Annotated in this window: 22 protein-coding genes and 1 pseudogene; 5 read left to right on the forward strand and 18 right to left on the reverse strand. The window is 35.9% G+C overall.

What is annotated here, in order from left to right:
* Positions 1 to 11: 11 nt before the first annotated feature.
* The 5 genes from RCG21_RS32095 to RCG21_RS32115 all read right to left on the reverse strand — a co-directional run bounded on the left by RCG21_RS32095 (position 12) and on the right by RCG21_RS32115 (position 3,794).
* Positions 12 to 1,466, reverse strand: a complete 1,455-nt coding sequence (locus RCG21_RS32095) for an aldehyde dehydrogenase family protein (protein ID WP_308914473.1) — start codon at positions 1,464 to 1,466, stop codon at positions 12 to 14.
* A 73-nt stretch (positions 1,467 to 1,539) separates the two neighbouring features.
* Complete coding sequence (gene dapA, locus RCG21_RS32100; RefSeq protein WP_308914474.1) at positions 1,540 to 2,421, reverse strand: 4-hydroxy-tetrahydrodipicolinate synthase; 882 nt, start codon at positions 2,419 to 2,421, stop codon at positions 1,540 to 1,542.
* An 806-nt stretch (positions 2,422 to 3,227) separates the two neighbouring features.
* Positions 3,228 to 3,461 carry a hypothetical protein gene (locus tag RCG21_RS32105; protein WP_308914475.1) on the reverse strand — a complete coding sequence of 78 codons (234 nt, stop codon included), beginning with the start codon at positions 3,459 to 3,461 and terminating at the stop codon, positions 3,228 to 3,230.
* A 9-nt stretch (positions 3,462 to 3,470) separates the two neighbouring features.
* A complete protein-coding gene (locus RCG21_RS32110) occupies positions 3,471 to 3,647 on the reverse strand; it encodes a hypothetical protein (RefSeq protein WP_308914476.1) in 177 nt (58 codons plus the stop codon).
* A 21-nt stretch (positions 3,648 to 3,668) separates the two neighbouring features.
* Complete coding sequence (locus tag RCG21_RS32115; protein ID WP_308914477.1) at positions 3,669 to 3,794, reverse strand: hypothetical protein; 126 nt, start codon at positions 3,792 to 3,794, stop codon at positions 3,669 to 3,671.
* Between the two features lie 825 nt (positions 3,795 to 4,619).
* Here RCG21_RS32115 and RCG21_RS32120 point away from each other — a divergent pair.
* Together RCG21_RS32120 and RCG21_RS32125 are read left to right on the forward strand one after the other, a co-directional pair.
* Complete coding sequence (locus RCG21_RS32120; protein ID WP_308914478.1) at positions 4,620 to 4,814, forward strand: IDEAL domain-containing protein; 195 nt, start codon at positions 4,620 to 4,622, stop codon at positions 4,812 to 4,814.
* Between the two features lie 213 nt (positions 4,815 to 5,027).
* On the forward strand, positions 5,028 to 5,402 hold the full coding sequence (locus RCG21_RS32125; protein ID WP_308914479.1) for a hypothetical protein: 375 nt from the start codon (positions 5,028 to 5,030) through the stop codon (positions 5,400 to 5,402).
* Positions 5,403 to 5,907: 505 nt separating this feature from the next.
* Here RCG21_RS32125 and RCG21_RS32130 read toward each other — a convergent pair.
* The 7 genes from RCG21_RS32130 to RCG21_RS32160 all read right to left on the reverse strand — a co-directional run bounded on the left by RCG21_RS32130 (position 5,908) and on the right by RCG21_RS32160 (position 12,544).
* Positions 5,908 to 8,229 carry an FtsK/SpoIIIE domain-containing protein gene (locus RCG21_RS32130; RefSeq protein WP_308914480.1) on the reverse strand — a complete coding sequence of 774 codons (2,322 nt, stop codon included), beginning with the start codon at positions 8,227 to 8,229 and terminating at the stop codon, positions 5,908 to 5,910.
* 3 nt (positions 8,230 to 8,232) lie between these two features.
* Positions 8,233 to 9,366, reverse strand: coding sequence for a hypothetical protein (locus RCG21_RS32135; RefSeq protein WP_308914481.1), 1,134 nt, complete (start codon positions 9,364 to 9,366; stop codon positions 8,233 to 8,235).
* Positions 9,303 to 9,866, reverse strand: a complete 564-nt coding sequence (locus tag RCG21_RS32140; RefSeq protein ID WP_308914482.1) for a hypothetical protein — start codon at positions 9,864 to 9,866, stop codon at positions 9,303 to 9,305. The genes RCG21_RS32135 and RCG21_RS32140 overlap by 64 nt, the downstream gene beginning before the upstream one ends.
* Positions 9,811 to 10,008, reverse strand: a complete 198-nt coding sequence (locus RCG21_RS32145; RefSeq protein ID WP_308914483.1) for a hypothetical protein — start codon at positions 10,006 to 10,008, stop codon at positions 9,811 to 9,813. Before RCG21_RS32145 ends, RCG21_RS32140 begins: the two co-directional genes overlap by 56 nt.
* Before the next feature lie 354 nt (positions 10,009 to 10,362).
* Positions 10,363 to 10,986 (reverse strand): helix-turn-helix domain-containing protein, encoded by a 624-nt coding sequence (locus RCG21_RS32150; protein ID WP_308914484.1) that lies wholly within the window; start codon positions 10,984 to 10,986, stop codon positions 10,363 to 10,365.
* A gap of 432 nt (positions 10,987 to 11,418) precedes the next feature.
* Positions 11,419 to 11,727 (reverse strand): hypothetical protein, encoded by a 309-nt coding sequence (locus RCG21_RS32155; RefSeq protein ID WP_308914485.1) that lies wholly within the window; start codon positions 11,725 to 11,727, stop codon positions 11,419 to 11,421.
* On the reverse strand, positions 11,714 to 12,544 hold the full coding sequence (locus tag RCG21_RS32160; protein WP_308914486.1) for a ParM/StbA family protein: 831 nt from the start codon (positions 12,542 to 12,544) through the stop codon (positions 11,714 to 11,716). The genes RCG21_RS32155 and RCG21_RS32160 overlap by 14 nt, the downstream gene beginning before the upstream one ends.
* A 1,392-nt stretch (positions 12,545 to 13,936) precedes the next feature.
* Between RCG21_RS32160 and RCG21_RS32165 the strand changes: the two genes are divergently transcribed.
* Complete coding sequence (locus tag RCG21_RS32165; protein ID WP_308914487.1) at positions 13,937 to 14,215, forward strand: hypothetical protein; 279 nt, start codon at positions 13,937 to 13,939, stop codon at positions 14,213 to 14,215.
* A gap of 433 nt (positions 14,216 to 14,648) precedes the next feature.
* On the opposite strand, the gene RCG21_RS32170 is transcribed toward RCG21_RS32165, so the two are convergent.
* The 4 genes and pseudogenes from RCG21_RS32170 to RCG21_RS32185 all read right to left on the reverse strand — a co-directional run bounded on the left by RCG21_RS32170 (position 14,649) and on the right by RCG21_RS32185 (position 16,702).
* Positions 14,649 to 14,741: a YjcZ family sporulation protein gene (locus RCG21_RS32170; protein ID WP_308914488.1), complete on the reverse strand. Its 93-nt coding sequence runs from the start codon at positions 14,739 to 14,741 to the stop codon at positions 14,649 to 14,651.
* Positions 14,742 to 14,793: 52 nt separating this feature from the next.
* Complete coding sequence (locus RCG21_RS32175) at positions 14,794 to 14,916, reverse strand: YjcZ family sporulation protein (protein WP_081810803.1); 123 nt, start codon at positions 14,914 to 14,916, stop codon at positions 14,794 to 14,796.
* A 633-nt stretch (positions 14,917 to 15,549) separates the two neighbouring features.
* Positions 15,550 to 16,223: pseudogene (locus RCG21_RS32180) on the reverse strand (Gfo/Idh/MocA family protein); the annotation flags it as partial.
* Between the two features lie 269 nt (positions 16,224 to 16,492).
* Positions 16,493 to 16,702: a Blp family class II bacteriocin gene (locus RCG21_RS32185; protein ID WP_308914489.1), complete on the reverse strand. Its 210-nt coding sequence runs from the start codon at positions 16,700 to 16,702 to the stop codon at positions 16,493 to 16,495.
* Positions 16,703 to 17,141: 439 nt separating this feature from the next.
* On the opposite strand from RCG21_RS32185, the gene RCG21_RS32190 reads away from it, so the two are divergent.
* Complete coding sequence (locus tag RCG21_RS32190; protein WP_308914490.1) at positions 17,142 to 18,377, forward strand: IS110 family RNA-guided transposase; 1,236 nt, start codon at positions 17,142 to 17,144, stop codon at positions 18,375 to 18,377.
* 199 nt (positions 18,378 to 18,576) lie between these two features.
* Here RCG21_RS32190 and RCG21_RS32195 read toward each other — a convergent pair whose 3' ends face one another.
* Positions 18,577 to 19,395, reverse strand: a complete 819-nt coding sequence (locus tag RCG21_RS32195) for a DUF3888 domain-containing protein (RefSeq protein WP_308914491.1) — start codon at positions 19,393 to 19,395, stop codon at positions 18,577 to 18,579.
* Positions 19,396 to 19,873: 478 nt separating this feature from the next.
* On the opposite strand from RCG21_RS32195, the gene RCG21_RS32200 reads away from it, so the two are divergent.
* Positions 19,874 to 20,872, forward strand: a complete 999-nt coding sequence (locus tag RCG21_RS32200) for a DUF3231 family protein (protein WP_308914492.1) — start codon at positions 19,874 to 19,876, stop codon at positions 20,870 to 20,872.
* A gap of 1,408 nt (positions 20,873 to 22,280) precedes the next feature.
* Here the strand turns inward: RCG21_RS32200 and RCG21_RS32205 are convergent.
* Positions 22,281 to 23,576, reverse strand: coding sequence for an IS110 family RNA-guided transposase (locus RCG21_RS32205; RefSeq protein ID WP_308914493.1), 1,296 nt, complete (start codon positions 23,574 to 23,576; stop codon positions 22,281 to 22,283).
* Positions 23,577 to 23,682 lie beyond the last annotated feature (106 nt).

Here is a 23,682-nt window from a genome sequence, read left to right on the forward strand (position 1 = left end):
TCCTACCATGCTTAAAAAGAATATTTAATTGCGCAAGTTTTCACTTGAGAGTAAAAGTCCAATGCAGCCTGTCCCTGTTCTCTTGTATGCGAGCTGGAAGATTTCATCCCACCAAAAGGTGCTTGATATTCTACTCCTGCAGTCTCTTGATTTACTCGCACCATACCGATTTCAGCTTCTTCTAAAAAGCGCATGGCTTTTTCCATGTCATTTGTAAAGATAGAGGCACTCAATCCGTATTCTGATTGATTGCAAAGACGGACTGCTTCTTCGAAATTTTCCACTTCCACTACCGCTGCGACAGGTCCGAAAATTTCTTCTGTAAACAGCCTGTGAGAGGCATCCACTTTCCCAACAACTATAGGGCGGATATAGTATCCTTGGTTTGATTGTTCTACATTTCCTTCCGCGATAATCTCACCTTCATTACGAGCCAAAGCAACATACTCAGAAATTGTATCGAATTGTGATTTTGAAGCAACCGGTCCTAAATAAGCATCGGCTTGCAACGCATCTTTAACAGTTAAATTAGATACTGCCGCACGTAATTGATTTATAAAATCACTGTAAATATCCTTTTCTACAATAATTCTGCTTGTTGCAGTACATTTTTGCCCAGCCGAACGAAAAGCTCCACTTAAGATCATTGGAATAGCTTTTTCAAGGTCAGCGTCCTTTAGTACGATAGCTGCATTTTTGCCGCCCATCTCTGTTTGATACTTAATATTACGTTTGGCACATGCTGATGCAATCTGCATTCCTGTAGAAGTGGAACCTGTGAAGCTGACTGCATCAATATCTCCCTCTTCCAGAAGAATGTCTCCTATAGATCGGCCCCTTGCAATAACCAGATTCAGGACGCCCGCAGGAAGCCCGGCATCTTCAAATACCTCCATCAGAAGGCCGGCTGTAAAAACAGCATTATCTGCTGGTTTCCATACAATAGAATTCCCGCAAATAAGAGCAGGAGCAATCTTCCAAATAGGAATCGCAACCGGGAAATTCCAAGGAGTGATTAATGCTACAACTCCCAACGGTACCCGTTTGGAGTATTGAAGAACATGCTGATCGCTTGCTGGAACTAATTGTCCATCAGGGCGTACTCCTTCTGCAGCATAATAACGTAATAGATTAACTCCACGCATCACTTCACCAATCATTTCGCTAATTGGCTTTCCCATTTCACGACTTGCCAAATTGGCCACTGTTTCTTTTGCTTTTTCAAGATTATCTGCCATTTTATATAAACAAGCCGCTCTTTCCACTCCTGTCTTCTGCTTCCAGGTTTTAAAACCTTCTCTGGCTGCAGAAACAGCCGCAGTTATTTGTTCAGGCGTGGAATAATGGATATCGCCAATTTTTTCATTAATATTTGATGGACTATACACACTTCTACCCTTTTCATTTAATTCATGCCATTGTCCACCTATATAGTTTTTTGTAATTAAATCCGTTTGAGTAATCATTTCTATCACACCTTTCCTTAAAATATAAGGGAGGAAATTAATCCCTCCCTTTCTGCATTATTAAATAAATGTCTTATTGAACCAATTGTTGAGCAGCTCGGTCGAATGCTTTTTTGACAGCTTCATAACTTTCATCAGTTAGAGGAAGGCGTGGAGGGCGAGTTGGACCCATAGGTTTGCCAACGAGCTCCATCATATATTTAATGGATTGAACCAATTGTGGATTAGCGTCAAATTCAAACAGTGGAAGAAAACGTCTATAAAGCTCTGTAGCTTCTTTTACTTTTCCTTCTCTAGCCAATCTGAACAATTCAACACCTTCTCTAGGGAAAGCATTTGGAACGCCAGCAATCCATCCTGTAGCGCCACACAAAGGCCCTTCCATCGCTAGGTTGTCCACTCCAATCAATACTTCCAAGTCCGTTTCTTCAAGGATCTTGTGAACGCGTCTAATGTCTCCAGAAAACTCTTTAACAGCTACCACATTTTCGAATTGAGCAATTTCATTTAATAAATCGGGAGTTAAATCCGTTGGATAATCCAATGGATTGTTGTAAGCAATAATTGGGAGCCCAACACTTGAAAGGGCCTCATAGTGAGCCACAACCTCATTTCTTAATGGGCGATAATTAATTGGTGGCAATGCCATGAGAGCATCTGCCCCGCAGTCTTTCGCATGCTGTGCCCAAGAAACTGCTTGCTTTGTAGAAGGAGCTCCCGTGCCAACTGTCACAGGTACGCGTTTATTAGCTGCTTTTACTACAGTTTCAACAACTTTTGCTCTCTCCTCAGCTGTAAGAGTTGCATATTCTCCTAAAGAGCCAACCGGTACTAGGCCATCTACCCCTTCCTCAATTAGCCAGTTGCATAGTTCCTCCAGTTTTTGATAATCAACCTCATAATCATTTGTGAATGGTGTTACAATCGCCACATGGACTCCAGGAAATCTAATCATTTGTAGTGCTCCTCTCAATTTTTTTAGATGGATTGTCATCTCTCTTAATTAATGCAAAAAGCGTGCCAAGTAACTGGAAAATCAATAAACACAAAAATTTAAATCAGATAACCCTTAGTCGTTCTGTACATTGATTAATAAGCGTAAATAATAGCTTTTTTGCGATTCTGATATTTTAATAAAGTTCTAAAAGTATAAATTGATCAAACAAGCAAAAGGAGTGTAAATATAATTTTACAGTGTCAATTTATCTATACACTATCTTGTATAATAAACTTTAATACTCGTGAAATTCTTCTATGACTTCACACTTTTAAACCAAAACTAATTTTTCAGAGTGAAAGTGAAAAAGAAGATACCATTTAATCAACTGAAGCTCTTGTATTTGTTTATTAATATCAGGACCATAAAATAAATCACTGGGTTCACAAAAGAAATTTATAAAAGCGCCCTTTATCTAAACAAATAAAAATACTCAACAAGAAATTCATTTTTTCCTTATCCAATAAAGAAAGAACTCGCTCTTATTTAAATCCACTAAATATCTGTGCAGTTCTTCAGGAGTATTATTCTGAATGAGGGTGGTTAAAATACCTCTGCATTCTGTACTTTTTCCTACTCCCAGTCGCCTGAAATCAAGCAGTTTGGAGCTGTGACAGCATCATAGTCTACCCCACAAACAATTGGCATTTCAAAGTCAGCTAATGTTGGTTTAATCTTTTTGAAATTATAGGTAAGCTCCCTTTTGTAATGTGGATTTATTAATGGTCAGCACATACTCTATAATTTCACCTTCAAGCTTCATGTTATGTGCCAAATACTTGTTGAAAAGAGTAATAGCCTTTCTTAAATAAATCGGGATTTAGTCCAGTTGGAAGGGTAAAAACATATTCAGTGGAAAAGTCAGTGATTGTAATAGAGTGGATCTTAGGGAAGATTTTCTTTTCATTTTCTCCAGTGCCAATCGTTTTATAAATGGAACCTGCTCGAAATGCTTTGATAATTTTGTAACGTACTTTTATGTCAGTCCATAATTTCATTTAATCACCTCAATAATGGATTAGTTTCAATAAAATAAAGGCTAGAGCAAAACCAACGTTATGGATAACCCGCTTCATCGCTGTTCCTAACCAATGAATCCCTAATTCATGACATACTTTAACAACAACTAAAGCTATTCCGATAGTTGTTCCAGCTGCTAAGAGAATCCCGGTACCAAATAACATTTTAATTCCTTCTTTATTAAGCTATTTAAACCAATCCTCATCACATTCAAGATCTTCTCGACAATCAGGACATAACCTATAGTTCGATTCTTCCAGTGGTTTTTGATCTCCACATTCTGCGCAATATTCCCAATCAAAATTTTCCATCGTTAAACCTCCATAATAAATTCAACTAACTGATTAGTAAATTCCTTATCCTGTTGTGAATCAAAACTGTAATTCACAATATACGCATAAACACCGAAATTAGAAAATTGATGGAATGAGCCCCCACGAGCCCCCACAAAATCCTTCTATCTGTATAGGTTCCTTTAAAGGATGGGCAATCAGAAAGGTTAGCGTACTGTCCACTTTTCCATTCCGTTTATAATTTCTCATATTCAATTTCAAACCATGTTATCAAACTATTAATTACATGATTGTCTACTGTCATTTTTAAATTACTTATGTCCCAAATTGCATCAAGATCTCTTTACTTCAAACTCTTAACGCCTACAAACCGACAAATTCCAATACTCATATTTCCAATCAAACGTTTGATTAAAACCACTACAAAGCCTTTTGATAACACACATTGCTCCAGTTTCCACGAAAATTTATTGTCGGAAAAATCCGTACCGCTTTCTTGATTTATCTCCCAAACTCTTAGATAGTGACATACATCACAAAATTGTACCTGTTTTCGACAAACTAGGTTTCTACACAAACGTTTGATTAGAGACCGAGCAAGCCCTTGTAATAGATAGGTTTCTTAGCGCAAAGATACGAAAAGGTTGTCGAAAACTAGAAAAAAATAACACGGTGTTTTAAATAACTTTTTGTAATGAAACTTCTCTTTATTGTCATACAATAGGTACTCCCTTTATCGAACAATGTGAAATTATTTTTTAATTGTCAGGAATTACAATTCGAATGTTTTGAATTTTAGGAAATTGATTGATAAAATAAAAAAAAGGTCAGGAGTTGATTTTTATGGAGAAGGATTTGCTTAATTCAAAAAAGCCTGTATTAAATGTAATCGATTCTCTATTTGCTGAAATGCTGTTAGACAAATCTCTACTTGATTTCCGAAAAGAAAAAATTCAACAGAAAATTGACCAATCCTTACGAGACAAAAACAAAAGAGAATTTTTACGATTAACTGAAGAATTAAAAAACATTTCTTAATTGTTGAATGTAAATAGGAAATAAACTTAAATATAATCCTAAATTTTATGAAGGAAGCCCAATCTAACCTTTTTAGATTTGGGCTTCTTTTATAATAACCTACTGTTTCAAAGCGGGTTTTATTAAAGTTTATAAATGCTGATATAAGTATCCGAACTCATTTTTGGTACAAGCATATGATAAATTAAATCTTGATTTAAAGGAGGGATAAATATGAACCTTAATACTACCCTCATCGCATGGAACCCAACTACGGGCACGCTTACCTATAGCGTTGAAGGTCTTACGCAAACTTCGATTGTCGTTTCAATGACTAAACCGCGTCGTGCGCAACTCAATCGGTTCCTTCCCAACGATCAAAACCTTCCCTCCATAACGCGATGGAATGCACTGATTGAAACCACCAAGCGTCCGATTACTTTTGGTCCGACAAACCCACCAGATGCCCTCTCAAACAACTTCAGTGGAATAATAGGTGAGCTCGCGACTGCCGGAGTAAATATGCAAATCAATCTTAAACCCCAATACAATATCGTAACCTCACTCTGCCCTATTCCAATTATTCCACTAAATCCGTATAAACCATAAATAATTTTCTCAAAGAAAGCACTTGTATTAATGCTGTTTTATACCAACAACTCCCCCGATTGGGGAAAAGTGCTCAAAAAATGAGGACAGTCCAAGTACATATCTTGTCTTTCAGAACTAAACAATTGGTTAGTAGACTTCAATGATTCTTAACAAATTAAAATATACTTTAATTTATATGTTAATTTTGATATATAAGGTAATTTACATATTACCAGATTTGTCGGTGTTGTTCAGAAAGATCGCTTTTTATTGGCATTACAATTTGAAAGACAAACTGGATATATTTAAACGTTGCTAATCCTAACACGAGATCATAAAGACCTCCCTGCTGTTGAATTCTCATATTTTGTGATATATGCAAATCCCTCTTCCGTTAACTGCATTCAACGGATTCTACGAATTAGTTTTAAATGATAGTAGCTTAATTTTTAATCAGTTATTTTCTTATCTAAACTCCCCATTTCTTAAATAATGTAAATTATGTTATTTAAACACAGCGATATTATGGATTCTCATCGGATACGTCGTTTTCTGAATTCTTATTTCTCCACTGTTGCAGCTCCTCTTCACTAGCAATAAGTTCATACCCTTTTGATTTCGCTTTATGTTTAATCAACCACCCCTCTTCAACCAATACAGTCATCAAGTCTTGAACTGTATTAATCCGCATTTTCATATGTTTTTGCAATTGGCTAATCCGGGTTTCACCAGTTTTTGCAATGATGGATTTTAATTTATCAATTGGCTCGATTTCAGGTTCAGATGGTTGAATGGTTTCGAGTAACTCAATACCCTCCATTCCATCATCATTAATCTTCATAGATAGTTTTTTTAAACAAGCTTGTGCGACGGATTTATCTTCATGTATTACGGGTCCTTGAAAACGAATAAATTCTCTGGAGGCACCTTCTAGTTTAATACTTCCATCCCCATTCCCTAACAAGTGGTAAGGTTGTGCATTTCCGAATACTGTCTTATAATCGTGTATCGAAGAACAACGGAAACTTATCTTTGTAGGTAAATTCGCCTTAATTAGGCCATCAACAATTTTTGCCTCTGGACGCTGCGTCGCACATATTAAGTGGATCCCGCACGCTCGTGCTTTCTGACCTAACCGTACAATTGAGGTTTTCACATCATCGTTTAGCATAATTAAATCAGCGAACTCATCAATCACACAAACTATATATGGGAGTTTCTCTTTTGGTCTTTTTTTGTTGTATTCACATAATTCGTCCACATCATACTCATCCAACAACTCATATCTTTTCTCCATTTCATATATTAATGAATTCAGAATCACAACAGCTTCGTCTGCATCATATACAAGTTCTTTTACATGAGGAAACTCTTTAAACTTCTTTAATTCCACCCGCTTCGGGTCAATCATATATAACTGAAGTTCTGATGGTTTCCTTACGATAATCAAGGTTAAAAGTAATTGAACCAAAAATACACTCTTCCCGCTGCCGGTTGAACCAGCAATGAGCAGGTGATACACTTTCGCAAGATCAATGTAAATGGGATTACCTATTTCGTCCGTACCTATCGAAAAAGGCAAAATAGACTTTTTCATAAATCGTTTAAATTCATCATTTTGGAGCAAATCTCTTAAATACACAATACTTCTTTTTTCTTTCGGAAACTTAAACGAAACGGTTCCAGGTTTTTCTCCTTTACTGATGTCAATGTAATCAATACCTGTTTGGGCCTGAATGTTAACTAAGTTCCCCTTTACATCAGATAATTTAATACCATTCGGAAGGAAAAAGGTTAATTTACGAAGTGTTGCCCCTTCCTCAACGGAATCGATTTTTAAAAATTCATGGGCGTGAAGCAGCTTCAGTGCTTTAAATGTATTGGCAAACATACTGACATATTGCTGTTCATTCGAATCAGAAGTTTGAACTTTTCCTTCTGGTAATATCTTCATTAACTCTACATTTTCCGAATTCTCAGGTTCAGGGTCAACTTCTTCCTTTGCTTTTTCAATTTCAGGGACGATTTGGTTGAAATCCTGTGAAAAAAGCGACAACAATTCTGATTTTGATACTAATTCATGATAGATGATTGAACTAAACATCCGATTTTGAATAAAAGGAACCATTTTACGTGCATCTATAGCTTTTAAACAAAGGGCATTAAAGGAAGCATGTGGGACCAGTAGTTCTTTAATCTTTTCAACGAACAAAGATGGTTCATTTGCGTAGTTAAGAATGATTCGGAACTCAAATTGAAAAACGTCTTCTAAGATTTTTCTTTCTATCTCCTCCACCGGTTCTCTTACTGAATCCTGATCTACCCATTTATCCATTGCTAATACAATTTTACGCTGAATTATTCGAATGAATTTATTAGGTAGCGGATTATCGACTCCATTTAAATAGTCGGTGTATTGAGAAATAAATTCGTTCCTCAAACTATCGTTTCTATTTAAAAGAAGCAATTGCATGAGAATGAATTGGTCCTCCTCTAGATATAAATCCAGGGAAGAAAGTTCAGAAAAAACATGCTTGTAAGGAGTAAAATTCAATGGAAATAGGCTGTTTTTTTCTAGTTCTATTGAAAATACATGTGAATAAGCATCAATTGGTATTTCGATTGGTTTTTTAACTTTTTCTGAATCCAAAACCGCCCTAGGAGGAACAAATAATACAACATTACTTTCTTTTTTCGTTATCATTTTTTCTATTCCAAAGAGGGCTCCTTTTAGTTTTGGATTATCAATTACATGATCCATGGTGTTCGCATTAAAATCATCCTGATTAACAAAAGCAAAGGGATGTTGTTTCGTCTCCTTCAACAAAAATCCGATAGTTAACACTCCTTACTTTTTAGGTTTAATTTTTCCCATGAGATTTTTACCCTTTTTTAAGGGTGATAGCGTCTTTTTCAAAAAGATATTTTTCAGATCTCTAAACATATGGGTTACATCTCTTCCAGAGTCACCGTGCTTTAGAACAAAGTTAGGAGGATTTGCCATTCTCCATAACCCGCCAATGACCACAAGTTCCTTCATGTAAAAACCATTCCCATCGACAACGTTTCGGGTTCCAAAGATAAAAATCCCCATTACGCAAATAAAACTCGCATACACCAATTGGATCAATGATAAATGCTTAATGTTGTTCCACCACATGTTAAAGTAGCTGCGATAATTATCAAAAATGAAGCAAGAAAGAGCGAGCGGTGCCATAATGCCAAGTGTGATTAAATCGAACCATCTTCGACCCGTCTGCAAAATCAGAGGAATCAAAATGAGAATCAGGATGATATCAAATCCTATTAAAGCTGTCGTATCCAATCCGGATAATTTAGAATGCGAAATCACATCAGTAGAACGAATTTCAATCCCGCCAATTTTTGTGATAGACATTGATATTTGATTCAGTATTTCAAAGGTTTTTCTAAATAAATACGGAGCTGCTCCTGCACCAATAATCGCAACCGGTAAACGTTTGATGATTTTGGAAAAATCCACATGCTTTTGTTTAATTATTTGTTTCATGCTTTCAAACATTGTTAATAGAATAATTAGCCCAATTGAGACTGAAGAAAAAACAAGGGAGGTATCCGCAAACCATGTGTTTTTAAACATCCATAGTGGGGTCTGCAAGGTTAAGGCTGAAATTAATTCATAGATCCAACTAAGTAAATTCACACTCCACTGTGCAATATGAGTAGATAAATCACTAAACCAATTCATAATAGCGTTAATTTTAACAAAGAAATCCTGAGATTGTTGAAAGAACTCCTGAGCCTGACTAAACGGATTCAAATGGTTCGGTGACGATGAGGTTGAATCATGAATAGTTCCGCTTCCCGGAATGAAATCAAAATCATCTTGGAGAGTTTTAGCCTTTACTGCATGAATGGTTGAAAAAAGTAAAGTAGTTGTTATTGCGGCGAAGGGAATGGACTTTTTTGGTGTGAATAAATTTCTAATGGATTGATAAACCATTCGGAATTTCCGAATAAAAAATAAATGATGTATGTGATTGTCATGATGACTATCGGTGCTATCAGGATTTGAACCAACCCCTTTATGATATCTACTGACCACTCTTTCGATATTTTTTCTTTTCGTAGTATCCTGTATATCCCCGCTCCTACAAAACAAAGTTGAGCTAACCCCACTCCCAGAATGACCGCTAAAAATTCTAGCTGAAGAATTACTTGTAATAGGTCTGTCGGAATGAGATTGGTGCTGAGTGCCGGTGTTGCAGCAGCCGCTGGTTTTACAAGCACCAACATGGATACGCATGTTTGATAGGCTATAAGTAATTTTTTCTTCCACACTTTTTGTTCTTTCTTCGGAAGACTTACCACCTCTTTTCTCATTTCTACTAGAAAAAAACGAATTTTTTCCTCTTTCCTCTTCGTATCTACAATGAATTCGATGGCGTTATTTCTGGACGTTGTTGAGTCTTTCGCGGATATCTTCACGTTGATAGTGGACATTTCGTTTCCCACCCTCACCTTTTTTGGATTTACTTTCGTGGTTATGATACCAATTCATTCCATTAGAAAACCCAATAGCAGTCAATACAGCAATCCCAATTTTACCGACCGAAATCAAAATGAATCCTAATCCTCCTGCCATTCCAACCAACTCCTTTTTGTGTATGATAAAGAATACTTCATATGGTGCATGTTTTATTACATAAATTTGAAAATTTTTAATTACAAGTTGAAAATCTTCAACTTCTCAAAAAATAAAGACTGTCTTCGGAAAGTTTAATATGAAAATAAAAAAAGCCTTGAAAATCAAGACTTTTGAGATTTAATATCTTCACCTAATCTTCTACTATCCGTTAAACTTGCAGGCGGTTTGAAATTCTTGGGTGATCGAGACTAACTTATTAATTTGTTGGTATTTAAACAATAATAAAAAAAGACCTCAAACTTAGGGTTAAAAGTCAAAAAGCATTAAACCCAGATGAGCAATGCCTTAGTTTTAAGTTTTTTCTTTGTACAAGATTTCATGTAACGGTGGATATTCAAGAGCATGCCAAATCTTTAAAAAGAATTCAATGGACGGCTGTGACTTGTTATTCATGTAAATGGATAAATTGCTTTTATCAATTCCCGTTATTTCCGACAAGTCTTTTTGGGTGATTTTCTTTTCCTTCATGATTTTTTTTATGTTATTCTTCAGTGCTCCCCCTTTTTCGTTGAGAAGGGGTTCAATATTCATTTTAGGGCTACTGCCTAATTGTTCTACCGCTTCATTTAAGATGGGAACAAATTCAGGTAGGGTTCCGTATAATTTTTTGATGATCTCCGGCTTATCCGGTTCAATGTTATCAAGCATAGCGTTGATAAAGTACATGGTTGCTCCTTTAATAAAGTCCTCTGGTGTATATTCCACGTCTAACTTCTGTATTTTAGCTTCAATATTCGCGTAAGTGGTGTAGTTCAGCAATTTTTCAAAGTTTTCTTTTTTAAAACGAACTGTTATTGAAGAATATTCTTCGGTCTCCTCCGTTTTTTCATTCATATCTTCATTGCTATGATTCAAATAGACCACCTTTGATTGGTCCGTTTGAAATTTATTGGATTTATTATTATCAATGGTCATGTATATTGCCTCCTTTATACGGACAAGATATGATTACAAATCATTGAAGTGAGGTGCTAACAATGACTAGAGAAGAAAGAAACGATGCAACTAAGTCTGTTGGTGACACTGGAAAGCGTTCATAATTAGAATGTTTCAGATAGGTTCTTGGTTTACATATACAAAGCCCGAATGGGAAATTAATTTGGAATCACTAACAGATGATCAAATAGATTCAACTGGAATCTCAAGAGAAAAACTACATTCTATACTTGAAAAATTGCATCAATATAAAGTAATTAAATAAAGCGACACTTTTGGTGTCGCTTTATTATATGTGGGTAGACGATTTCTTATTATCCTCCATTAAAAATCTTCAACTTTTAGTCAAAAATCATTAAATATCAAGAAAAAAACCCGTTTAGAGGGTAAAAAGAAGGAGGGTAATAAGGGTTAAACCCACCCACTGAAATCATTTTGCTTTTTTATTATAGGCTTATCCTTTGATTCTAAATTGTTTTCGTTTATATGGCCATCTTGAATAGGTCTACCTTCACCATCGTGGTATCTAATGGCAAGCATCTCTTTAATAAGACCACTAAAGGAACTCGAATCCAGGAGAGCCCTCTTTAATAAAGCCATTTGTCTTCTGCAATTTTTATTAAAAGCAACACCCTGATGAATGTAGGTTCCGTTAGTTCTGGTTCGTAAATCTTCAATAAATTCATCTACATTGGATTCATCCAGTTTACGCCCTCCCATACACGTTCCTCCCTAATAAATACATTCCCTTTGCATTCGCGAGTTGAGCATTTTCCATGACTTCTGTTTTTTTAAAATACTTTTTAAGCTGATTCACGATCAATTTATTTTTAGCTCCTCCGCCCAAAAGATACACCTTATCATTTTCATCCCATTGAGCCAGTAACTTACCTGCAATAAAATCTGCGAATTCTTCGTAATTGGTCGTTTCGGTTGCCTCCAACCCTTTTCCCATAAAGGTGCCGCTCTCGGAATCGATGTACTTCATGACACTCCCCTCTTTCAAAGTTGTGCCATAGCCTACGGTTCTGGAACCAATGTCAAGAAACCTCGTCTTTCCTTCAGGTTCATGTATCCAAAAGGCGCTTACCGTCTCAGGAGCCACTTTTACATCCTCGATGGTAAAAGTCCTTTCGATTCCATTCACAATAATGGACCACTCTCCCACTAATCGTTTTCGAATCCCTTCTTTCTCCTCTTCATGATGCATCGATATCGGAACGCTAGTAATCAGGTAGTTCTTATCATAGCCAAACTGGTGCAAAGAAATCATAGTGGACAAATCAAAAAATAAATGCTGCTTCGAGCGAGAATGCATTTGCATCGGAAACCGAGATTCCGTCTGCGCCAATGTTCCAGCCATATATCGTCTCCCTTTAAATTCCACGATATAATCGTGAGTACCAGAGGGATTTACAAGTGTTCTTTCTCTGAACTCTCCTTTCACACTTGGGAATTGGCTAAAGCTTTTTGCAGTCACAATACATGTACTATGTCCTCCGTTATCACATGAGAATACACCCGCTTTTTCCGCCATAATAACACCCCTTCGCTATTGGATGTTATTAAACGTATTTAAAAGGTCTTGGTAATATGTAAAAAAGTTTAAAAGTTTTATAAAAAAGTTGAGAATTTTCAACTGTGTTTAAAATGGGTTTCAAACCTTAAAGTGTACATTTTAAAGATATTTAAAACAATACAACAGTCCCTCAATTAAACCAACTTAAGAGTATTTATATGTTTAAAAGACGGATTCATAAGATCACCTTAGAAAACTTTAAAAAGAGATAAGCGATTGGCCCAAATCTTATCACCTATCTATAACCTCTTAGATATTATAATAGGGGATGTGTATTTATCTGAGTGCTTGAAATCAGATAAGGGTATATATTTAGTCGAACTAATGGAACAAAAGAAAGTGATTATTATGAACGTTCCTAAAAGTGATTTGGGTCCTGAAATTATGATTTAATCGTCAACTTCTTACAAGCTAGACCTAGCAATGACTTTAAGGGATGAAAAAAAGCAACACCCATTCTTTGCAGTATTTGATGAACCGCAACAGTTCTTGAAATCGGAAAAAACATGGAAATCAGCCGCTATTGAAAGCGAAAATGGAAATTGGGGTATGTTTTTCTATTTCACTCTTAGGAGCAGATTATGAAAGACCTATCGGAAATCATCAATGCTGCGACCGCTTTACACCATTTAGAACAGTAGTAAGAAAACCTTTGCAAGGATTTATTAAAAATCTACTCCTTACACTGTTGTTAACGAAGTTAAGCTCAAAAGGGACCATGCTATTATGTCTTAAGGGCCATCAATTGAAATTCAAAAAACATTTATTTGTGAAATGGCACCCACCACTAAGAAAATCCAACAAGATAAGGCCCCTCTCTATATGAGAAGGGCTTTATCTTAGCTCTATTTAGATCTGTACAACAATTTTATCCTTCATTTTCAGATTTTGAAATGATAGTAAGCTAGTCTTTAAAATCATTAAAGGAGCTTTAACCAAGAGACGAAACCCGTAATCATGAACAGTCTAGGGGTATAGCTTTCCTATGTTTCAGAATTTGATAAAGATCATCCAACAATGGTACCAAAGTTGTAAGCAGCAATGATACTAAACTTGAGAAATAGTCCAAGATTCAATTACATTTGCCAACAGGTTTGAGTCCATTTATTAAGATGCTAACACCTAGCCCATTGGATAACCTTTCTTTATGAGCTTATATTCATTGGTATCTCTCCTTACTTTCCAGTATTTTTATTCCATATCACATAAACCGTCTTTGATTTGCCAAATTATTTATAAAATTATTCAGTCAGCTCTTACTAATAAATAGATTCTTATTTGTACTGCCTTCATATATTTAGTTATATTGATAGTATTAGAATGCTTTAGACTTTTAGAGAGGAGGAACTTATGAAACCATATCTAATCATTAGCCAAATCTTATATGTACTATCTTTAATTCCCTGGTTTGTCATCTGGGGATTGTCGTTTATGAGCTTTGATAACGGTATGAATGTAGCTAACGTTTCATTTGTTTTAGCTATTTCCTTATATCCAGTTGTAGTAATCACAGGTTCAATTTTATCCTGGGTGTTCAGAGTCAAAAAGAGACGATTTGCGGTCTTAATTAATTTACTTCCAATGTTGTGGATTATTGTGTTTTTCAGTTTCATGGTATTGAACAATTAAATATAATTATTTGATGTTGATTACAACAGGACCAGGCACTTTAGAGCATTAATCAGGAATTCAAGTGGCAGATCTTGGATTATAGACGCCTCACTCTAGAATTTGTTCACAAGAGAAAGCGCAACAAGCTGCTCAAGCAAATGCACAACAACTTCAACAAGCTCAACAATAAGTCCAGCAAGCTCAACAAGAAGTTCAACAAACCCAAGATACAGCTAAATCGCAACAAAACAATTTACAAAAGAACGGAAAAAAGGCTCTTCTACCGAAGATACTTTTATGCTATTTATTCTGTCTCGTTTAATATCACGAATGAAAGAGGACATCGAATACCAGAACGGATAAGGGCGTTAACTTCTCAGGTTACGTCAAGTGATTCAACATTAAAAAAGTCCCGATTAAGGGACTTTTTCCTGCTCTATTTATCTTATTATTAGTAGTACATCATAAATGATGCACCAACAATGATGAGAAGGATGAACAATACTACGATTAACGCAAAACCAGAAGTACCTCCGCCATTCATGTTTAAACCTCCAGCCTTAATGATTCATTCTGCTAGAACGTGTATTGGTTTATTAATAAAAACAAGCTGCACCAACAATAATTAGAAGGATAAACAATACTACGATTAACACGAAAGTGCTACCTCCGTAAAAGCCACCTCCGTAGCCATAGCCTCCATAACCTCCAAAGCACATACTTATCACCACCTGTTAGAATGTCCGAAATAAACCTTTCACTATGTATCATATTTCATAAGACAAGAATCCCTTGGACAAATATCATATTGATAAGGCAAAATATAGGATTTGCCAATAAATGCAAAGAAACGTCTGCTTTATAGGCAAACGCTCTTAAAAGAGAAGGTATTAATATGTTGGTTTTACGCTGGTGGTAATAATAATATATGTACAAGATAATAAAATGGAAGGACAAGTGCCGATATATAATGAATTAATTCTTGGGGTTATGTTCTAAAAGATTACTCCAAATTAGGCTTATCCGATTGGGTACTCAAGTTAAACTGGTGCATAGTGTAGAGTGTATCCGAAATGCCTATTTTTGCTTAGCACATAGACTTGTCACAGACAGTCTCACTCACCAAAAGCCCCTTGTAGGGCTTTTTTGTATATATTAACCCTTCTACTAAATAAAAACTTCAATATGCATGGCACAGGGGGACAACCTAGGAGAAGGTATAATCGCGCCCGTTTGTGGAACAAACATATTTCTTTCTGCCTATATTACTTAAGTGAGATCTTAGGAAATTAATTAAAATACAAAGCTGACTTTAAAAGCCAGCTTTATACACCATTTACTTATGAATTTAATTATTTTTGCTTTAGTAATTGATCAAGAAGTAGTTGAGACTTTAACCCTTCTAATCCATCAACAAGAGGTTGCTCATCATTTTGAATACAATAAATGAAATGCTGTACAGCATCTTCAAAGCCACTTAGTTTTAAAGTTGTTTCCCATGAAGAAGAAACTGTTGTAGATATTACATTTTCTTCTTCGATTTCTGTTGTATTCATGTTTTTTACACGGATAATTGCCCGTCTGTTATAAATTCTATTTGTTCTAAATTCGTTCCTGCTTTTCTATGCATAGCTGTGGTGAAAGATATATTTTGAGAGGATTCATACGTATGCTGCGCATATAAAAGTTGATGTTCATCGTTCGTTTGAAGAGTTCCATACAGCACACTAAGATCCCCATCACCTAACCATCGTACTGTATCGACTAAGTGAAGATAATCATCTAACATTGTAAACTCATAAGAATAAGGACCCACACTGTCCGTTCTGTGTTTTTTAACACGTACCCAAGCTATATTATTCGCTTTTTCCTTTGCTTTCATATACATTGGAGCAAAACGACGATTAAATCCAACCATAAGCTTTCTTCCCAATTTTTCACTTAATTCGACTAATTTTTCTGCTTCTGAAATAGATGCTGCCAATGGTTTATCGACATATACATCTATCCTTTTGTTAAGCAGTTCGCCCCATCCCCTTTTATCTAAAGGAACTGGGGCTTTCGCAATTATCGATTGTGGAAAAAAACTAATGACGATTGTTCAACTAACCCGCCCATTTAGTTCCATAAGAAAAGCTGCCTAAATGAGAGCCAGTTCTGCAACTCTTGCACCCGTTACTTTAAGTGAAACAATCCACAATCTTTTTTAGAAATTTACCTAGCAGAATCTTAATAAATTAATAGAAAAATAAAAAGGCTCCCTTTTTCTTAATGCATGTACCTCTTTGTAAAAATCTAATCTTCTCGGTTCGCATTACCGTCATTAGCTTCTTCGGCTCCTTCGCCGAGATTGTTACCCATCACTCCACCTGTAATTGCTCCTACCACAGTACCAATCGGACCGTAAGCAGAACCCACGGCAGCACCAGAGACAGCACCAACAACAGTACCTACAGCCTCACCAGTATCGTTATCGACTCTATTGAGTTCGTTTTTATCAGCCATTCATTTCACTCCTTATTAAAAAATGGGCAGTGCTTTTCCAGTACAATCCCTTAACATATTTTGTCCTCGAAAGACAGAATTACACGATGAATAATTTACTCCCTTAGCTATCCTAACCGTCAAGACAATAACAAAAAAACCGCCAATTATGGCAGCCCAATCTTCAAGTAACGCACCCTTTCGTATTATAAGGTTAACCAGATTAGAAAATATTGCTGGTTGACCTTTATTTATATGATGGTCTTATTATAACAGTAGCCAGGGTAGAACGTCCGCACCCGTGGGACTTTGATCCCGTCAGCTAAACCGTTCGCCCCCTACTAGTTTAAACATGTTTGAGGCTGGTTGGGACTAAGATCTCGTATAACAAGCGAAGCTATGATACTACTAGGAGGAGTTAGGGGTTACTGGCAAGTTCATTTTTAGGAGGAGATTTAGAATGAATCCAGTCGTTAGTCTGGATGTTTCAAAAGGAAAAAGTGAAATTCAGGCTTTTTTGGATAAGGGAAAACCTTATGGTAAAAGCTTTAGTATTAACCATGATCTTGAGGGGCTAAGATCATTACTTGAGTTTCTGGAAAGTATAAAAGATAAAGCTGGTATTCAACCTCCGGTTTTTTTAGAAGCTACAGGACATTACCATACTCCAGTTGTTCAGTTTCTAGAGCAACATCAATATTTATTAATTATCGTAAATCCATTAATCTCTCATAGAGCCAAAAGTTCTAGTTTAAGAAAAGTTAAAACGGATGCCATCGATGCCTATCGTCTTTGTGAGCTTTACTATAAAGAGGATTTAGAGCCGTACAAAAAACGTGGAATTCGACTATTAAACATTCGTAATCTTACAAGACAACATGAAAATATAACGGGGATGTATGTACAAACGAAGCTGCAATTTCAAGCTGTTCTAGATCAAATATTCCCTGAATATACAGGTGTTTTTGGAGACTTATATTCTATTGTGTCGTTGCTTACTCTGCAAGCATACCCAGCATCTGAAGATATCTTAGCAGTTAGTGAAGTAACATTGGCTAATAAAATCAAGGAATTATGTAAAAGTCGTTCAATAAGATGGGCAAAAGAAAAAGCTCAACAACTTAAGAAAGCAGCAGAGAGGAATCCATTTCAAAAGACACTGTTTCATAGTCATTTACTAAGTCTTAGTATGTATATAAATATGCTTCTTCAATATAAAGAGCATCTATCAGAGTTGGAGGCTGAGATAGATACTCTCGCAAAGGAAATTGAAGAATATAAGATTATCCAATCTATCCCTGGTATCGGAGAAAAAATCGCTGCAACGATCATTTCTGAAATTGGGGAGATAGACCGGTTTAATCACCCAAAGAAACTTGTAGCATTCGCTGGAGTGGATCCAGAGGTATTTGAATCAGGTAAATTTAAAGCAACTCTTGTTCGTATTACAAAACGTGGATCAAGTAGGTTACGGCACGCCTTATATATGGCTGTTCGCTCTGGGATTCGTGATTGTCGCAAACAAAAAACAACGGATGAAATTATCCCTAGAAACAAGAGATTAAGAGCGTTTTACGATAAAAAGCGTGAGGAAGGCAAACTTTATAAAGTAGCCGTTATTGCTTGTGTAAATAAGCTCTTACATTGGATTTATGCTATATTAAAAAACAGAACCACTCTCCAAGATATAGCCTAATTAAGTTTTTCATCTAAATAAGACAAAACTTTCCAACCATCATTTAGTGGATGGTTATTTGGCATGCATATTTTTAGTATATCATGGCTAAATTTTATTTTTTATTGAAAAATATTGACAAACTATTAGCTGGTTTCGTTGAAGAAGAAATTACCGATTTCTTTAGTTATTAAAATTACTTCGCCAGACTTTAAATGATTTACGGGACTCTCTGTTTTATTATGTCTTGCCAATTGGGAGGAAGCTCATGTGTTTCAAGATGTTCAAATTTCTTTAGTTTAATTTGACCAGGAATGATGGTTGGTGAAATTTCAAAAGTCAATCTGTCTTTTCCAACAGAAATATGTGGTCCAACAACTGGTGTAGTTTCTAATGTGATATGAAACTGAAACGTACGGAAACCACCAATTCTATCTACATTTACGATTTCAACTTGGTATGGGTAAACCAATGGAGTTTCAGTTAAATATTCAGAGTAATAATCGCTCACCGCTTTATCTATTTCTGGGCCTAATAAAAGCATTAACATATCATTGACCATCATTTCTTTCGTATCTTGAGGTGGCTTGGTACTTTCATGTTTCCACCCTGTTAGAAGCCAATCAAAAAGCTCAATAGATTTCAATCGAAACTTATCATTATTTCGGGTGAGGATGACATCACCATCTGCTAGTGTACATAATTTTGATTGATTTTGAACATGACAGTCATAAGCAGGTTCTACTTTAGCAACATCACCGTTTTTCATTTTTATTTTTAATACGGCAATTGGTGTTTTTTTTATGTCTAATTCTGTTGTTTCTTTTATAGAAGTTGCTGTGTTAATCCATTCAATAACCTTTCTGATGATGAACTCTTCAATCCCATCACTTTCACTGAAAGTACGTGTTCCTCCAGTGGAGCGATTTATTTGCATAGAAGCAACATTCTCCGATTTCAATAAGTCCTTTGCATTTGCTAGTTGAACTGGGAGAAAAATCCCAGTAATCACTAAGATTAAAATTATTAATTTTTTCATCTATACTCACAACCTTACAGCATTTCAAATTGTTTTATTATGTTTCCTCAATTTACAATCCTAATGATTGCCATTGTTTTGTAATAAAGTAAAAAAGCAACTCTGTAACAGAGCTGCCATAAGAAAAAGGATTGCCGCAGCGATCACTTTCTTTAACTCTTGCACCCGATAGTTTAAGTGCAATATTTCACAATCTTTTTTCGGGAAAAAGAAGTTTCGTTCTCAATAGAATTAACCCTACCTTTTTCTTAATACTGTGCATTCAAATAACTTAACAATTTATATTGGTTTCGAAGACCCTAATATCAACTAAAATGACTGTATTTCAATACAGGAATGCTGCCTATTAGTGCAATAAGAAAAAATGGTACCAAATTCCTCGTATATTTTCGAATTTATTATTAACCTGATTAACCAATATATATTTTCAAATTAGGGAAGATTTATAAAAAGACATATTCGAAGGAGGAGATTGTTAATGGAATCTGAACACAACAAAAGACTATCTGCTTCAGAAGTTGCACAAATTTGGAGTGCTTACATGAACAGTAGCATGTGCAATTGTTTATTTACATACTTTTTGGAGGTAACCGAGGATAGCCAAATACACTCCATAATTAAAAAAGGATTAGAACTATCGGAAACTCATTTAGCAAAATTATCCCTGCTCTTTCAAAAAGAGGGTTATGCAATTCCGAATGGATTTAAAGTGGATGAAGATGTAAACATATCTGCCCCAAGATTATTCTCGGATAGTTTGATGATGTATTTAACACATAATATGGGTATGATGGCTCTTAGTTTTTATGCGATTGCAAAAACATTTGCTGTTAGGTTAGATTTAGATGATTATTTTACCGAATGCGTTAATGATCTAAGCAAATTTAATACGAATTCAAAAAATCTTTTGTTATCAAAAGGTCTATACATTCGATCACCATTTTTGACTCCCTCAAAAGAAGTACACTTTGTGAAAAGTGACAATTTTTTATCCGGATTATTTGGAAAGAAGAGGCCTTTGACTGCAGTCGAAATTACAAATTTATTTGCAAATTTACAAAAAAACGCATTAGGGAGAACAGTAATGATGGCGTGGAGTCAGGTAACTCAATCAAAAGAAGTGAAGCAATTTATGGTAAGGGGAAAGGAAATTGCTTCTAAACACACCAAGGTATTTGGTTCAGTGTTAGAGGAAGAGGGCTTACCTGTATCATTACCTTGGGATGTAGAAGTAACTGACTCTGAAGCAGCCCCCTTTTCGGATAAAATGATGATGTTTATGGCTACTACTTTAACTGCGTTAAGTATAGGATATTACGGGACAAGTATGGCAACGAGTGCAAGAAAAGATTTGGCGATTGATTATGTTCGATTATCAGCAGAAATCGCATTATTTGCTGAAGACGGAGCCAAAATAATGATAGAGAATGGCTGGTTAGAGGAACCTCCTTTAGCAAAGGACAGTGGTAAATTATAGGAACACCTTTCAATGGTGATAAAATATATGGTTGATTTATTTTAAAGATAGAGGCTGCCCTTTTATTTAAAAGGTAGCTTTTTTATTTTATCCCACACACCTCTTGTTCAACAATCCTGCCACTATAGTGCAATAAGAAAAGCCACCGAAATGGCAGCTTGATCTTAAAGTCTTGCACCCGTTACTTTAAGTGTAATCCTTCACAATCTTAACTGAAATCAAATTGAAAATTTCTTTACATGAGTGTATTTAGAACACTAAAAAGAAAGATATTAAGGTAAAACGCTAAGAAGAAATGAGGGAAAAAAGCTGTTTACTTGGTTCTATGTAGAGGATGAATTATTAATGACTATGTATAGAAAAGCTATTGAACAAGTAGAGAATATATTGAATTTGTATTTACTGAAATAAAAAGAAGAAAATTGAAATGGCTTATACGAATTAAGTAAAAAGACGATATTACTCCGTTATTTCTTTTTTATCAATAATTGAAACTTTGGAAATAGGAGCATGTTCAACTTTATTTCCTACAGTTTGTTGAAATTCATAAAATCCACTATCATATAACTAGATAAGTATGTTATTTCTTCCGTTATAATCCACTAAATCCCCTTTTTCCTCTTCTCCACTTTGAATAATTTCAAATTATGTTAAATATTCAAAATTCACAAAACATTTCTTCTGATCCAATTCTTGGAATGAGGTTTGTTGCGTATATTTTTAAAGAAAATCGATTATGAGCGGACTAAAATGAGCCGACGGCTGAACTCGACTCAGAACATTTTCCGAGTCAGGGTACATGTTGGCTCAGTTTAAATTATACCTTTTAAAGTTTAGACATTCAATGTGGAAAGGAACCTTTAAACCCTTTTCCCCTTAATAACGGAATAACAATTAATTTCAGTGTAATCATCTCATCACGTCCAGAAGACATAAAAATATCCCTTTTTTATACATATTTTACCCAATATTCCTTCTTCCACTAAACTCCCTCAATAAAAGAAGCGAAAACGCCGATTTACTCATGTTTTCATAGAATTTCATAGTTGTTTACCAAACGGTAAATTCCTTTATAGCTGGAGGATTCTCACTTGAAAGGATATTTTTGGACAGGGTAAGAAAAAAGAGCTTTAACCCACTAACCAATCCCTTACAGAAAATGGTGGATGAGTAAAAATATAACCGCACTGGTGGATGTCCACATTTACTCATGGAGGTCAACCCTCCCATGCCTCACAGAGTCTTCGCTCTCAAATTCCTTCGTCCAACCTTTCCATGAGGTGGATGTCAGCCATGCTGCCCCACAGGGTCCAAGCCCGTAATTTAGTTGCTTTGCCGACTAATCCGTGCTTCAAATGTCTCCAAAATCTATAAAACAAGAACTACTCTTACCTAAACGACAAAAGAGTTAAGCAGCCATTTCTACTTTCTTTGTTACTGCCAAATGAGGGATGTCCATTAACATCTTTTCTTCATTAAAACTAAATTGCTTTTTACCTATACTGAAAAGAATCCGAATCAATTTATTACACAGAGCGATCAGGGACTGCATCTTCTTTAATGGATTATTCGGACGCTGAGTATAGTACGCATGTAACGCCTTAAATGCGGTATTCTTGGCGACGAGTATCATACAAACCCTAAATAACAGGGCCCTTAGCTTCTTACGGCCTCTTTTAGAGATGGTCGTTTTTCCTTTGTGCTTGCCGGAGGTATTTTCTTTTAGGCTTAAGCCAGCCAACTTGATAATTTGCCGGGGATGGCTGTAGTCGCTTAAATCTCCTACTTCCGCAAAGAAGCCGGCAATTGTATCCCTGCCAACACCTTTTATCGCTAACATTTGTTGTACGCCTGGTATTTCATCAAGCAGACCATCTATTTTTGCATCCAATTCTTCGAATTGTAACTGGATTAAATCGTACTTAGCCAGAATGGTTTTGAGCTCCAGCCTCGCCATTTCAGCACCTTGTCGAAGTCCGATGGACTGACTGGCTGCCTGTTTTAACTCCCGAATTTTGTTTAATCCAACACTCCGGGATACGGATTTTCTCAAATGGACTAGTAATTCTTCTTCGGTGAATTCAACAATCTCGTGGGGTAAGGCGTAGAGCTTTAAGAATTGTAATGCAGCCTTGCCTTCCCACTTCTTGAACACCTTCAAGAATTCCGGAAAGTACCTGTCAATCCAATTGTGCACCTGTCCTTGGACCGTTTGAAGGTCTTCAGTTAAAAGATCGCGTATTTTCTTTGCCACACGGAGTTCAGCATAAACACCTTGCGGTATTGTTGGTTCGGCGTATCTTCCGTCCTTGACCAGCTGAGCTATGACCTTGGCATCTTTCACATCATTCTTGGTAGGTGAGTTATCATCCAGCTCCTTGCTTTTCTTGACGTGCAAGGGGTTCACAGCGACAAATTTAATCCCATTTTCTTTTAAAATATGGGCGAGGTTAAACCAATAGTGGCCTGTTGGCTCCATGCCTACCATCACTTTATCCATACGCTGTTCTATTTTTATTTCTGAAAGCCATTTTAGAAAATGCTCAAATCCCTCTTTTGTATTTTCAAATTGACACGGAGATCCAAACTCCATGCCTCTAAAATCCTGGGCACGTGCCACATGCTTGAACTTCGCAATATCGACTCCTATAATAAGAGTTTGAGAAGTGATTTGAGCTATCTTCTTATTCTGGTTATAATTCATTTTAAAGCCTCCTGGTATTTGAGAGATTTGTCCTTTTTGCTTGCCGGCGTCAGGACTCTCTCATTCTACCAAGAGGTTATTTTTTTGTTCAAACTCCATTTTCCTT

This window comes from Bacillus salipaludis (assembly GCF_030938565.1).
GTDB lineage: Bacteria > Bacillota > Bacilli > Bacillales > Cytobacillaceae > Neobacillus > Neobacillus salipaludis_A.